Origin of the sequence: Coxiella-like endosymbiont (assembly GCF_030643785.1) — a bacterium.
Classification (GTDB): domain Bacteria; phylum Pseudomonadota; class Gammaproteobacteria; order Coxiellales; family Coxiellaceae; genus Coxiella.
Window position 1 is genome coordinate 665,943 of sequence record NZ_CP094378.1, and the last position, 12,255, is coordinate 678,197.

Sequence of the window (12,255 nt, forward strand, 5' to 3'; positions counted from 1 at the left end):
GATGACGATAGTCTATATTGGCATTGGTTCTAATCTTAATTCACCTATCCAACAGGTAAGAACAGCAATTGCTAATTTAGCGATGTTGCCAGAAACGACAATTTTAAATCAGTCCAGTTTTTATCAGAGCCGCCCGATAGGCCCTCCGGATCAGCCAGATTATATTAATGCCGCTGTGGCTCTTAAAACCAGGCTATCCCCAGAAGCTCTTTTAAAGGCACTCCAGGTATTAGAAGAAAATCAAGGGCGTCAGCGCTCTGCCATACGATGGGAGGCTCGCGTCATTGATCTTGATATTTTGTTGTATGGTAACGAGGTAATTCAAACTGAGACGCTATCAATTCCCCACCTTCAACTTAAGGTACGAGAATTCGTTCTTTATCCTCTAGCTGAAATTGCAGAAAGCTTGGTTTTGCCGACAGGCGAGTCTGTCTTGGATTTGAAGGAACAATGTCCCCCAAAAGAGATTAAGCGATTGATACCTCTCGTCGCTGATATGTCCTAAGATTTCGGCTAATATCAGGCCCAGGAACGTAGCCTGGTAGGTTAGAGTTAAAGTACTATTATACTTATCATTTCATTCAAATAAGTATGGTATGTAATGAAACCAGTGGCTGTTTATCCAGGTACGTTTGATCCTTTAACCAAGGGACATGTCGACATTGTTGAACGTGCTATGCTTCTGTTCGAGAAAATTATTGTAGCTTGTGCTCCGACCAGTAGTCGTAAAACGCCTCATTCATCTTTAGCTGAACGCATGGATTTGATTGAAGCAGTGTTTGCTGATGCGATTAATATAGAGGTGGCGCCACTCGAAGGATTGTTAGTTGATTTTGCGAAACAGCACAATGCGAAGATTATTTTACGTGGTCTTCGCGCCGTTTCTGATTTCGATTACGAATTTCAATTGGCACATATGAATCACCATTTATCAATAGAAATCCAAACTGTTTTTTTACCGGCTAAAGAAAGTTACAGTCATATTTCGGGAACTTTGGTGAGAGAAATTGTTGAATTGGGCGGTGATATATCTCCTTTTGTACCTCCACTTGTTGCTCAACGATTAGCAAAAAGAAAGAAAATATAATTAATTTATGGCGTTAAAGATTATAGAAGAATGCATTAATTGCGATGTCTGCGAACCTGAGTGCCCGAATGATGCTATCTCTATGGGAGAATTAATTTATGAAATTGATCCTAATCGGTGTACCGAATGTGTGGGGCATTTCGATGAACCCCAATGCCGTCAGGTGTGTCCGGTGGATTGTATCTCTGTGGGAATTCCAGAATCTCAAGAAGTTTTAATGCAAAGATACCATCGGTTACAAATGTTACAAATAAAGAAGAAATAGGATTTAGATCTCGTGGGTTTTCTGCGTCTGCGGGATGTAAAAAAATTTTATTTGGGTATTTTCTTTTCTTTGAAGGCTACATGCATTCCGCATTTGCCTGTTTCAGGATTCCAAGCTCGAGGATCAAATTTTTTGATGCTTAATTTTCCTTCAATATTTCCAGTATTTCGTTTATTTTTTGTGGTTGTGTAATAGGTACCAGTTGGTTTACCTGCTTTAGTTTTACCAGTTGACTGAAGCATTATTTTTTCACGAGGACTGACAGCCATAGATTAATCCTTAATTTACATTACTTATTTTTTTATTACTTATTTTTTTCACGTTCACGGATTTTCTTAAGTACTGCCTCGATACCCAACTTATCGATAATTCGCATTCCGTGAGTCGATACCGTCAGAGTTATAAAGCGTTTCTCTTCCGGAAGCCAAAACCGACGTTTTTTTAAATTGGGTAAAAAACGGCGCCCGGTTTTATTGTTTGCATAGGAAACGTTATTCCCGGTTTGGGGACGCTTCCCGGTCACTTGGCATACTCTTGCCATGACAGTGTTCTCCAAAATATCAGCAATAAGGCTTGATTTTATACCAGAAATGCTGAATCAGTACAAGCGAAAAGCGAGAGGACGGTCCAGCGGTGTAATTCCTGGAGTCTATGTTCCCATTTTTCTAGCTGTGAGTACAAGCAATTCACCTAATTAGAGTTAGAGGAACCTACGCCTCAGCGAATGAAAAAATCGGAATTGCCAATGATGACATGATCCAAAAGGTGCATGTCAATGAGTGCCAGTGCTTTTTTGAGATTTTCTTTGGTAATACGATTAGCTTGGCTTGGCTCTGGCTCTGGGATGCCCGAAGGGTGATTGTATTGTGGGCATGATTAAAGTAGCGCTGTTATGATAGAGTGCTCGTTTAATGATTTCGCGCAGATAAATTGAAGCTTAATCAATTGAGCCATAGAATAATTTTTCGAACTGGATGATTTGATGTCGGCTGTCAACGAAAAGGCAGGTAAAAACTTCATTTTCATGATGACGCAATTGAGTGGAAAGGAAACGTTGGACATCTTGAATGCAGAGCAGATTGCCTTTGCCGCGCCAATGATTCTTGAAGATAGCGGCGTTGTATTTCTGCAGTGGCTTTTTGAGTTGGGTATAGTAAACCGCTTTCCCTTGCCCCTCGTAGCTCAGAAAGTGGCTTAAAATTACTATTTATAAAGATTCTTCAGATTTCCGGAATGAGTAAGTCATTCATGTGCCAACTCAACAGCATCGCAACCGCGGACACCTTTTTGAATTATTACAGCAATGAGTTTGGCATCCGAAAGAGTTTCAGCATTTTCCCGAAGGATTTTTTCTTTCGGCCATTCGTTGGGTGGCCATTTGGTGATTGTCATAGCTGTAAGTATAGAGAGCGAAAGTGAAGTCGCAATACCGGGATGGAAGAGCCCATAAATTCCCTCAAGTCCTTCCTGTCAGCTAAGAACTGCGGAAAATAATTGGAATGGCTTGTCTAGCATAGGAATAAAAGGTACATTTTAGGTACATTTTACCTTTTCACGGAGACGCAATGTCGCATTCGGTTCAAATAAAAATTTTGGATAAACGTCTGGGTGACCAGGTACCGTTACCGGCCTATGCAACGGCAGGTTCGGCGGGGCTTGATCTGCGGGCCTGTATCGATGATCCGCTTGAAATTCACCCTGGGGAAACCTGCCTGATCAGCACTGGATTGGCAATTCACCTGCGGGATCCTAATGTGGCAGCTACTATATTGCCCCGTTCCGGATTAGGGCACAAACATGGAATTGTGTTAGGAAATCTCGTCGGTTTAATTGATTCTGATTATCAAGGTCCACTAGTGGTATCTTGCTGGAATCGCGGCAAAGTTTCCTACACTATCCAACCCGGAGAACGAATTGTGCAATTAGTGATTGTTCCCATTTTAAAAGCGCAATTTGAAGTGGTTGAGGAGTTTGAGAATAGTGAACGAGGAGTGGGTGGATTTGGAAGCTCCGGTCGACATTAATTCGGAAGGTAATCTGCCTGAGTCTGTTTCAGCAGATATTTTTCGAGCCTATGATATTCGAGGTCCAGTCGGTGCAGGAGGACTTAATGCCGATGTTGCTTATCCTATTGGCTTAGCCATTGGTAGTGAAGCACGAGAGCAAGGACAAAAGGCCATCGTTGTGGGTCGTGATGGACGATTATCCGGTCCCCAGCTAACATCGGCTTTAGTACGAGGACTTTATGAAACGGGCCTTACTGTTCTTAATATTGGGATAGTGCCTACTCCTCTTGTGTATTTTGCTACTAATCGGTTAGAAACGAATTCAGGGGTGATGGTTACCGCGAGCCATAACCCAGGACATCACAATGGTTTCAAAATTGTATTGGATGGAAAAACTTTAACGAGCCAGGGAATCGCTGCTCTACGCACACGGATTCAAAAACGCCATTTTGTGAAGGGCGCAGGAAAGCAGATCGATGTCGATATTGTTCAAGATTATAAAGACTTTGTTTTAAAACAAATCCAATTAAAGCGTCGCTTAAAAATAGTGGTTGATTGCGGCAATGGAGTAGCTGGAAAGATTGCTCCTGATTTGTATCGAAAATTAGGTTGTGAGGTAATAGAACTCTTTTGTGAGGTGGATGGCAGGTTCCCTAATCATCATCCGGACCCTACAATTCCCGAAAATTTAAGTGATTTAATCGATACGGTAAAAAATACTTCATCAGATATAGGTTTAGCTTTTGATGGTGATGCTGATCGTTTGGGAGTGGTGACGAATACGGGTGAAATTATTTGGCCTGACCGACAAATGATGCTTTTTTCAATGGACTTACTCTCGCGACTACCTGGTTCAGATATTATTTTCGATGTTAAATGTTCTCGCCACTTGCCTGAAATTATTAAAAAACATGGCGGAAACCCGATTATGTGGCGAACAGGGCATTCGGTTTTGAAAGCCAAATTATTTGAAATAAATGCACCTTTAGCAGGTGAAATGAGTGGGCATATCTTTTTTAAAGATGAATGGTTTGGTTTTGATGATGGCATTTATGTAGGGGCAAGGTTATTGCGTATTATTTCGAAACAAGACAAATCAGCGAGTGAAATATTTGCAAGTTTGCCTAACAGTATAAATACACCCGAATTAAAATTGCCTATGGCTGAAGAAGAGAAACCGATTTTTATGCAAAAATTGATTCAGCAAGCGGATTTCGGTGAGGCGAAATTGATTACTCTGGATGGATTAAGGGTGGAATTTCAGCACAGATGGGGGTTAATTAGATCTTCTAATACCTCGCCGTATTTAATTTTGCGTTTTGAAGCAGATACAGAATCTGAATTAAAGCGTATTCAAGATATTTTTAGAACGCAATTGCTTAAGGTGGATAACACTTTAACGCTGCCTTTCTAAAGGTCCCAATTTTCGGGATCTTTATTCCAAGCTAATGCTTTTTGTCTCTCTTCTTCAGTGATATAACCTTCAGCGACGGCAACTTTGATTAATGTCTTGAAATCGGAAAGAGTATAATAATTAAGTTTAGCGTTTTCAAAATTTTGTTGCGTGTTAGATAACTGGTAAGAAAAAATAGTAATACAATCTTTAACAGTGGCAAATTGGCAAAGTGCAAGGCTAGCAGCGATAGCGCTTTTCCCAATACTAATTAGGTCTTCAACCACAAGTACCTTTTGCCCTTGCTCCAAATTACCCTCAATTTGATTTTGTTTTCCATGAATTTTTGCTTTGTCTCTCACATATACCATTGGTAAGTTTAATCGATCCGCAATCCAAGCTGCATGTGGTATGCCTGCCGTGGCAGTACCCGCTATAACATCGAATTGTAAATGGTTTTCTTGAATTAAGCTTAATAAAGCATCGATAACTCTCTTGCGTTTTTCTGGGTAAGAAATGATTAGACGGTTATCACAGTAGATAGGAGATAGCAGCCCTGAGGAATAACGATAAGGTTCTCGCAAATTTAAAGTAACAGCCTTGATGTCGAGTAGTATTTTTGCTATTTCTGTAGCATGATTCATAAAATGCCTTTTTATTTTCTTTCTTTTTCCGTAGGGAAAAAGAGAACGGAGACGGGGATAGATGTAATGGTATTAATTTAAACATTAAACTGAGAAGACAACAACTATGCGCATTATTACTTTAAATACTAACGGTATCCGTTCCGCTGCCCGTAAAGGATTTTTTCACTGGCTTAAAATCAAGAAGGCTGACGTAGTTTGTCTTCAAGAGACAAAGGCTTGTCTGGATATCAGCAATGGAGATCAATTTCATCCCGAGGGGTACTATTGCTATTATCATGATGCTCAAAAAAGTGGTTACAGTGGAGTAGGAATCTTTTGTCGCGAGAAACCAAAACGAGTAGTGAGACATTTGGGTTGGGAACAGGCTGATAAAGAGGGACGTTACATTCAAGCAGATTTCGATTCATTAAGTGTAGTCTCATTATACATGCCATCCAGCACAACAGGAGAGCAGAGACAAAAAATTAAATTTGAATTTATGAAATATTATATGAAACGATTAAAAAATATGCGTCGTGCGAAACGTTCTTTTATTATTTGTGGTGATTGGAATATTGTGCATAAAGAAATTGATATTAAAAATTTTAAAAGTAATCAGAAAAATTCTGGTTGTCTCCCCAAAGAGCGTACCTGGATAGATGAAGTATTTACTAAAGTAGGAATGGTAGATGCTTTTCGTGTGGTTAATAAGGAGCCTGATCAATATACTTGGTGGTCAAGTCGCGGGCGTGCGTGGGAGAAAAACGTCGGGTGGCGAATTGATTATCAAGTCATTACTCCAGATTTAAAAAATTGTGTGAAATCGGTAAATATTTATAAAGCACAACGATTTTCTGATCATGCTCCCCTAATTATTGATTATGATTGTTAATCGTTTTAGACAGTTTTTTTGGGGCAAAGCAAGTCATTCACTAATATACTTAGCCTTTAATTATTGATTCTCATTCCATCGATCAAGTGTACAATGCTAGCCTCAATAGGCTGGCCAAAGAAAATTTCGCCGATGCGAGCAAATCGTTCGGGGGAGTCGGTAACTAGAAAAGTCAGCTGGGGACTTTTTTGAGCAGTACTTTCTAGATTCATTTTTTGAGTAATTGATTTTACTGCCATTGCAGTTGCCGTTGCTGAATTAATAATATTTATTTCGCTTCCCAAGATTGCAGTTAAAGATTTAATAAAAACGGGAAAATGAGTGCATCCTAAAATAACAGAATCGCATTGGTGATGATCATTAATAATCGGCTCCAAATATTTTTCTGCAACGAGTGTCGCAATTTCGTTGTTAATACAACCTTCCTCCGCCAACGCCACAAATAACCCACATATTTGACTACTAATTTTAATTTCGGGGTTTAACGTGAGAATCGTTTTTTGGTAGATTCCTGACTGAATAGTAGTTTCAGTAGCGAGCAGAGCTACTCGATTATTCTTGGTGGCACTAATAGCTGCCTGTGCTCCTGGTTCGACAACACCGATAATGGGAATATCGGGAAATTGCATTTTAAGATATGGAAGTGTCGCCGTGGAGGCTGTGTTGCAAGCTACTACTAATAATTTAATTCCTTGAGCGACGAGAAGGGACGCCATTTGAGCGGCATAACGCGTGACTGTTTCGCGACTTTTGGTACCATAGGGCAACCGTGCTGTATCGCCTAAGTAAATAAAAGATTCATAAGGTAAATGATTAACGAGTTCTCGCAAGACTGTGAGTCCACCCATCCCTGAATCGAAGACGCCAATAGAAAGTTGGTTAGAAAGTTGGTTCCTTGTGATGTACTTTTCCACTAGCTTTCCCTTAAAGCTTCTTGTTGTTTTCCGATAATATTTTTAATGCCTTGGCGTGCAAGATCAATCAACGCGTCTAATTCTTGGAGATGGAAAGCATCTCCTTCTGCAGTACCTTGAATTTCAATAAAGGTATCGTTGTCGGTCATTACGATATTCATATCAGTATGAGCATTCGAATCTTCAGTATAATCGAGATCTAAAACGGGCGTACCGTTATAAATCCCAACAGAAACAGCCGCGACTAAATGTTTAAGAGGGTCTGTTTGCAAGATACCTTTTCTCTGTAAATACCGCAACGCTTGTACCATAGCGACACAGCCCCCATTGATAGCTGCCGTTCGAGTTCCGCCATCTGCCTGAATGACATCGCAATCGAGGGTGATGGTGTAAGGACCTAGTAATTTTAAATCGAGAGCGGCGCGTAAGGAACGGCCAATTAACCGTTGGATTTCCACTGTTCGACCACCTTGCTTACCACGTACGGCTTCACGTTCCATACGGCTATGGGTAGAGCGAGGTAACATTCCATATTCGGCAGTTAACCACCCTTGCTCGGTATTTTTAAGAAAATGGGGAACGCTCTCGACGATACTGGCAGTGCAAATCACTTTGGTCTGTCCCATCTCAACAAGAACAGAACCTTCGGCGTAAGGGGTAAACTGAGTAATGAAGGAAAGGGAGCGTAACTCATTCGTTGCTCGCTTGCTTTGGCGCATGACTACCTCTTAATTATTTTTTAGAATTTTTTAGATAAGTCTGAGGGGTTTATATACCACACCATTGTTTGTTAGATAAACAAGCGAAAAAATTACCCAGTCAGAATTCGCAGAAATCTCTTCCAAAATTCGATCCACCATCCGGCGATTTCTATGCTATTATATTCTCCATTCGTTAGTACGTGTCGTTAGTACGTGTTTAGGATTTTGTATGATTGCATACATGACTGCTTTCGCCCGGCATTCTTATGAACGCCGGCTGGGGGCATTAACGTGGGAAATTCAAACTGTTGTAAGTCACCGTTATTTAGAAGTCATTTTGTATATGTCAGATTTCCTGCGTGATTTTGAACAGTCCTCACGGGAAATTATTTAAAATTATTTAAGGTCGTGGTAAAATAGAAGCGATATTTCGCTTTCAGTCCAGACAAAAGCTCTTGAAGTTAGCGTTAATCAGGCCCTTACAGAAGGGTTAGCCAAGCCTAGTGAGGCCGCCTGTTCTTAGCTTTTTCTCTTTGGCTCACCGTTAACGCAATGGATGTATTAGCGTGGTCCGGAATATTACAAACAAAAGAAACTGAAGTGGATGTTTATAGGAACGGCTGTTTCGGATCTGCTAAAAAGCACTTTAGATGAATGCGTGGGGATGCGCCAGAGAGAAGGTAAGGAACTTCAACTCTTTTTGGAAGATCGTCTCTTTTTAGAAGACCGTCTTTAAATTAGTAAAAAATTAATTTCTTCCATTAAAAAACATATAAACATATACCTGTTTTACTAAAAGCTGTGCGAGAAAGAATGATGGTTCACTTTGAAGAGTTAACCCGTAGGTTTAGACAAAGAACATTTAGAGCAAGAAATGTTATGGCTAGCTCAGAAAGTAGACATTGCTGAAGAACTGAAACGCTTAGAAACGCATATTAATGAGATTAAACGAGTACTTGATCAAGGTGAAGTAGTGTTGGGGGCCCGCTTGGATTTTTTGATGCAGGAATTAAATTGAGAAACAAAGACTTTTAGAAATAAATCAATCGATGCCAGAGTTTCGCAGGCAGTCATTGAACCAAAAGTTCAGATTGAACAAGTGCGCGAAACAGTACAAGATATTGAATAAAGCACACAAAGCAAATCTCTTTGTCATATCGGCTCCTTCTGGTGCGGGGAAGACCAGTTTGGTTCGCGCCTTAGTAAACGAATTGGATGAAATAAAAATTTCCGTTTCTCATACCACTCGACCGTTGCGGCCCGGTGATCGGGAAGGTGTAGATTATTTCTTTGTCGACGAAGATCGATTTCAGACGATGATAAAAGAGGGTGCTTTTCTAGAGTATGCTACGATTTATGGATACCATTATGGGACTGCCCACGAATGGGTTCTTGAGCGATTAAAAGCGGGGGAGGATGTTTTATTAGAAATTGATTGGCAGGGTGCTCAGCAAATACGAAAGTTATTTCAACCTGCACTTACCATTTTTATCCTACCTCCCTCTTCGCAGGCTTTGCGAGAACGCCTGATTAATCGACGCCAAGATAAAAGTGTTGTTATTGACCAGCGGTTGGCAATGGCTCGCAAAGAGATGACTTATTATACAGAGTTCGATTATCTTGTAGTCAATGATGATTTTAATCAAGCAGTCCAAAGCCTAGTCCACATCATTAATGCCAAACGATTGCAGCGAGACGTACAGGAGGAAAAGCTAGCAGAGCTTCTGGCAGAGCTATTGAAAAAGCAGTAAAATAACTCTTTTGTGAAGAAGAGTTAAAAATTTTTTTAAACAAAAGAGGGGTCTCCATGGCACGCGTAACCGTCGAAGATTGCCTTCAATACGTTGAAAATCGCTTTGATCTCATCTTAAAAGCAGCAAAGCGAGCACATATACTGGAATTAGGCGGGGCTGATCCTATGGTTCCACGAGATAATGATAAGCCCACTGTTATCGCGCTTCGGGAAATTGCTGCTGGATATGATGTTACGCAAGACGTTGAAGCTCAAGCCGAAAAAGAAGAAGTGGAAAAATCTAACACTATTTTGCCTGCCGCAAGTCCTGTGGCCGATTTGCAGCTCAGAGAAGAGGACTAATGGGAGACACCTTTATTCTATAAGGAGGGAAGTCTTGCGCCCCTTCAAAAAGTTACGACGAAAACTCGATTACTTGAGCGACGAACAAATCGATTCTATCCATCGAGCCTATTTGATGGCTCAGAAAGCTCATCGTGGTCAAAAACGCCGAACAGGTGAACCTTATATTAGTCATCCCGTGGCTGTTGCCTGCATTTTAGCCGAAATGAAAATGGACTATCAGATCATTATGGCGGCTTTATTGCACGACGTTATCGAAGACACATCCATCGAAAAAAAGACAATTGCTGAAGGATTTGGACAAGAAGTTGCTGAACTTGTCGATGGTGTAAGCAAGTTAACCCAAATTGAATTTGTTAGCCGTGCTGAAGCCCAAGCAGAAAATTTTCGAAAAATGGTTTTGGCTATGGCGCGCGATATTCGTGTAATTATCGTTAAATTAGCAGATCGTTTGCATAACATGCGTACTCTGGGTTCACTTCATTCACAAAAACGAAGACGGATTGCGCGAGAAACCTTAGGTATTTTCGCACCAATTGCCAAACGACTTGGGATTCGTGAATTATCAGTTGAATTAGAAGAGCTAGGATTTTCCGCGCTTTACCCGATGCGGTATCGAGTTTTGAAATATGCTGTTCGAAAAGCTCAGGGTAATCGAAAAAAATGCTTGATTTAATTGAAAAAACTTTAGATGAGGGTTTAAGTCGAAGTAATTTGTCTTTCTACACAATAACGGGTCGGGAAAAACATTTGTATAGTATTTATCGCAAAATGCATACTAAGCATATTCCCTTTAATGAAATTATGGATATGTATGCTTTTAGAATCATCATGGATGACCTTGATTCTTGTTATCGCGCACTGGGAATTATTCATGGATTGTTTAAACCTGTGTCAGAGCGTTTTAAAGATTATATCGCTATTCCAAAAGCCAATGGCTATCAATCGTTGCATACCACGCTTTTTGGACCCTATGGTTTGCCTATTGAAGTACAAATTCGCACTGCGGAAATGGATCGAATGGCAACTACAGGTATTGCTGCACATTGGCTTTATAAAACGACCGATACTCCTCTTATTGAATCACAAATACGTGCTAAAGCTTGGGTAAAGAATTTATTGGAATTGCAGGAAGATGCGCTAAATCCTCTGGAATTTATAGAAAATGTAAAAATCGATTTATTTCCTGAAGAAGTATATGTCTTTACTCCGCGGGGAGATATTATGGAATTGCCAGCTGGCGCTACTGCAATCGATTTTGCCTATACCGTTCATACGGATATTGGAAATAATTGCGTCGCTATGAAAATCGATCGACATATGGCTCCTTTATCGACTCGACTTGCCAATGGGCAAACGGTAGAAGTGATCACTTCGGAATCGGGTCGGCCTAATCCTGCATGGTTAGACTTTGTAGTAACAAGTAAAGCGCGAAGTAGTATTCGTCAATTTTTAAAAACGCAACGGCGCTCAGAGTCCGTTTCTCTAGGAAAACAATTGTTGAAAAAGGCCCTTGTAAATTATGCACTTTCTCTAAAAAAATTATCGCAACGAACTATCGATTTTACTTTAAAAGAAATGCAATTGAAGTCGTTTGACGATTTATTAGAGGAAATTGGCCTTGGTAATCGCGTAGCTGTCTTAGTAGCGCAACGATTGGCAGCTGTGGACAAAGAAGCTGAAGCGGAAACAGAAATTCCACCTACTTCTGAGACACCGTTGGTAATCAAGGGTACAGAGGGAATGGTTGTTAATTTTGCAGTGTGCTGTTATCCCATTCCCGGTGATCCTATTGTAGGCGTTATTGATGTGGGTAAAGGAATTTTGGTTCACATGGAACATTGTGCTTCGATTTCAAAAATGCGGCATCTATTGGATCGATGTATGTCTCTGCGGTGGTCGGAAAAAGCCAAAGGAATATTTCCGACGATGGTCCGCGTTCAAGTTGTTAACGAACGGGGGGGCTGGCTATGTTAGCTTTAGCTTTTTCTGAGTCTGAAGCTAATATTGAAGATATTATGGTAGAAGAACGTGAAGGTTTACATTATATTGTTATGTTTCGTATTTCTGTGCGAGACCGTGCACATCTCGCAAAAGTTTTAAGAAGGTTACGCCAGATTAAACAGGTGGTTAAAATCATACGTCGGTTTGGTTAAACGTATATAGGAGGGATTTTAGAGATGAAGCAATTTAGAGATGAAGCAAATAATTGGAACTAACAAAAGGCACCACGTGCCATCGGTATCTATTCTCAAGCGATTAAAGCTGGATAACAT

19 protein-coding genes and 2 pseudogenes are annotated in these 12,255 nt (G+C 40.4%); 13 read left to right on the top strand and 8 right to left on the bottom strand.

From position 1 onward, the window contains the following. The first annotated feature begins 1 nt into the window (after nucleotide 1). From folK to MRH55_RS03430, 3 genes are all read left to right on the top strand, one after another. Complete coding sequence (folK, locus tag MRH55_RS03420; RefSeq protein ID WP_304986019.1) at nucleotides 2-505, top strand: 2-amino-4-hydroxy-6-hydroxymethyldihydropteridine diphosphokinase; 504 nt, start codon at nucleotides 2-4, stop codon at nucleotides 503-505. A gap of 96 nt (nucleotides 506-601) precedes the next feature. Further along, entirely contained in the window at nucleotides 602-1,087 is a 486-nt protein-coding gene (gene coaD / locus MRH55_RS03425; RefSeq protein ID WP_304986020.1) for a pantetheine-phosphate adenylyltransferase, read from the top strand. Between the two features lie 7 nt (nucleotides 1,088-1,094). Next, a complete protein-coding gene (locus tag MRH55_RS03430) occupies nucleotides 1,095-1,352 on the top strand; it encodes a YfhL family 4Fe-4S dicluster ferredoxin (protein ID WP_304986021.1) in 258 nt (85 codons plus the stop codon). 47 nt (nucleotides 1,353-1,399) lie between these two features. On the opposite strand, the gene rpmG is transcribed toward MRH55_RS03430, so the two are convergent. The 4 genes from rpmG to MRH55_RS03450 all read right to left on the bottom strand — a co-directional run bounded on the left by rpmG (nucleotide 1,400) and on the right by MRH55_RS03450 (nucleotide 2,388). Continuing rightward, nucleotides 1,400-1,621, bottom strand: coding sequence for a 50S ribosomal protein L33 (gene rpmG, locus MRH55_RS03435; protein WP_304986022.1), 222 nt, complete (start codon nucleotides 1,619-1,621; stop codon nucleotides 1,400-1,402). A gap of 35 nt (nucleotides 1,622-1,656) precedes the next feature. Beyond that, nucleotides 1,657-1,893 carry a 50S ribosomal protein L28 gene (gene rpmB / locus MRH55_RS03440; RefSeq protein WP_304986023.1) on the bottom strand — a complete coding sequence of 79 codons (237 nt, stop codon included), beginning with the start codon at nucleotides 1,891-1,893 and terminating at the stop codon, nucleotides 1,657-1,659. A 176-nt stretch (nucleotides 1,894-2,069) separates the two neighbouring features. Further along, complete coding sequence (locus MRH55_RS03445; protein ID WP_369421496.1) at nucleotides 2,070-2,198, bottom strand: JAB domain-containing protein; 129 nt, start codon at nucleotides 2,196-2,198, stop codon at nucleotides 2,070-2,072. Between the two features lie 91 nt (nucleotides 2,199-2,289). Then, on the bottom strand, nucleotides 2,290-2,388 hold the full coding sequence (locus MRH55_RS03450) for a JAB domain-containing protein (protein WP_304986024.1): 99 nt from the start codon (nucleotides 2,386-2,388) through the stop codon (nucleotides 2,290-2,292). An 18-nt stretch (nucleotides 2,389-2,406) separates the two neighbouring features. Here MRH55_RS03450 and MRH55_RS03455 point away from each other — a divergent pair, with 18 nt between their 5' ends. Then, nucleotides 2,407-2,550 (top strand): hypothetical protein, encoded by a 144-nt coding sequence (locus tag MRH55_RS03455; RefSeq protein ID WP_304986025.1) that lies wholly within the window; start codon nucleotides 2,407-2,409, stop codon nucleotides 2,548-2,550. A 44-nt stretch (nucleotides 2,551-2,594) separates the two neighbouring features. Here the strand turns inward: MRH55_RS03455 and MRH55_RS03460 are convergent, their stop codons facing one another. Next, nucleotides 2,595-2,744 (bottom strand): UPF0758 domain-containing protein, encoded by a 150-nt coding sequence (locus MRH55_RS03460; protein ID WP_304986026.1) that lies wholly within the window; start codon nucleotides 2,742-2,744, stop codon nucleotides 2,595-2,597. A gap of 173 nt (nucleotides 2,745-2,917) precedes the next feature. Between MRH55_RS03460 and dut the strand changes: the two genes are divergently transcribed. Together dut and MRH55_RS03470 are read left to right on the top strand one after the other, a co-directional pair. Continuing rightward, nucleotides 2,918-3,376: a dUTP diphosphatase gene (dut, locus tag MRH55_RS03465; RefSeq protein WP_304986027.1), complete on the top strand. Its 459-nt coding sequence runs from the start codon at nucleotides 2,918-2,920 to the stop codon at nucleotides 3,374-3,376. After that, nucleotides 3,372-4,772 carry a phosphomannomutase/phosphoglucomutase gene (locus tag MRH55_RS03470; RefSeq protein WP_439647890.1) on the top strand — a complete coding sequence of 467 codons (1,401 nt, stop codon included), beginning with the start codon at nucleotides 3,372-3,374 and terminating at the stop codon, nucleotides 4,770-4,772. The genes dut and MRH55_RS03470 overlap by 5 nt, the downstream gene beginning before the upstream one ends. Here the strand turns inward: MRH55_RS03470 and pyrE are convergent. Then, nucleotides 4,769-5,395: an orotate phosphoribosyltransferase gene (pyrE, locus tag MRH55_RS03475; RefSeq protein WP_304986029.1), complete on the bottom strand. Its 627-nt coding sequence runs from the start codon at nucleotides 5,393-5,395 to the stop codon at nucleotides 4,769-4,771. The two genes, MRH55_RS03470 and pyrE, sit on opposite strands and share 4 nt — an antisense overlap. A gap of 106 nt (nucleotides 5,396-5,501) precedes the next feature. Here pyrE and MRH55_RS03480 point away from each other — a divergent pair, with 106 nt between their 5' ends. Further along, the gene (locus tag MRH55_RS03480) at nucleotides 5,502-6,269 is read left to right on the top strand and encodes an exodeoxyribonuclease III (RefSeq protein ID WP_304986030.1); all 768 of its coding nucleotides are present in this window, start codon (nucleotides 5,502-5,504) and stop codon (nucleotides 6,267-6,269) included. 56 nt (nucleotides 6,270-6,325) lie between these two features. Here the strand turns inward: MRH55_RS03480 and murI are convergent, their stop codons facing one another. Together murI and rph are read right to left on the bottom strand one after the other, a co-directional pair. Next, complete coding sequence (gene murI / locus MRH55_RS03485; RefSeq protein WP_304986112.1) at nucleotides 6,326-7,117, bottom strand: glutamate racemase; 792 nt, start codon at nucleotides 7,115-7,117, stop codon at nucleotides 6,326-6,328. Nucleotides 7,118-7,182: 65 nt separating this feature from the next. Next, complete coding sequence (gene rph, locus MRH55_RS03490; RefSeq protein WP_304986031.1) at nucleotides 7,183-7,902, bottom strand: ribonuclease PH; 720 nt, start codon at nucleotides 7,900-7,902, stop codon at nucleotides 7,183-7,185. Nucleotides 7,903-8,113: 211 nt separating this feature from the next. On the opposite strand from rph, the gene MRH55_RS03495 reads away from it, so the two are divergent. From MRH55_RS03495 to MRH55_RS03520, 6 genes and pseudogenes are all read left to right on the top strand, one after another. Continuing rightward, the gene (locus tag MRH55_RS03495; protein ID WP_304986032.1) at nucleotides 8,114-8,278 is read left to right on the top strand and encodes a YicC/YloC family endoribonuclease; all 165 of its coding nucleotides are present in this window, start codon (nucleotides 8,114-8,116) and stop codon (nucleotides 8,276-8,278) included. 210 nt (nucleotides 8,279-8,488) lie between these two features. After that, on the top strand, nucleotides 8,489-8,620 hold the full coding sequence (locus MRH55_RS03500; protein ID WP_304986033.1) for a hypothetical protein: 132 nt from the start codon (nucleotides 8,489-8,491) through the stop codon (nucleotides 8,618-8,620). Nucleotides 8,621-8,758: 138 nt separating this feature from the next. After that, nucleotides 8,759-9,013 (top strand): annotated as a pseudogene (locus MRH55_RS03505) (endoribonuclease YicC domain-containing protein). Beyond that, nucleotides 9,006-9,635 carry a guanylate kinase gene (gene gmk, locus MRH55_RS03510; RefSeq protein WP_304986034.1) on the top strand — a complete coding sequence of 210 codons (630 nt, stop codon included), beginning with the start codon at nucleotides 9,006-9,008 and terminating at the stop codon, nucleotides 9,633-9,635. The pseudogene MRH55_RS03505 and the gene gmk overlap by 8 nt, the downstream one beginning before the upstream one ends. Nucleotides 9,636-9,691: 56 nt before the next feature. After that, on the top strand, nucleotides 9,692-9,979 hold the full coding sequence (rpoZ, locus tag MRH55_RS03515) for a DNA-directed RNA polymerase subunit omega (protein ID WP_304986035.1): 288 nt from the start codon (nucleotides 9,692-9,694) through the stop codon (nucleotides 9,977-9,979). Nucleotides 9,980-10,013: 34 nt separating this feature from the next. Beyond that, nucleotides 10,014-12,135: pseudogene (locus tag MRH55_RS03520) on the top strand (RelA/SpoT family protein). Nucleotides 12,136-12,255 lie beyond the last annotated feature (120 nt).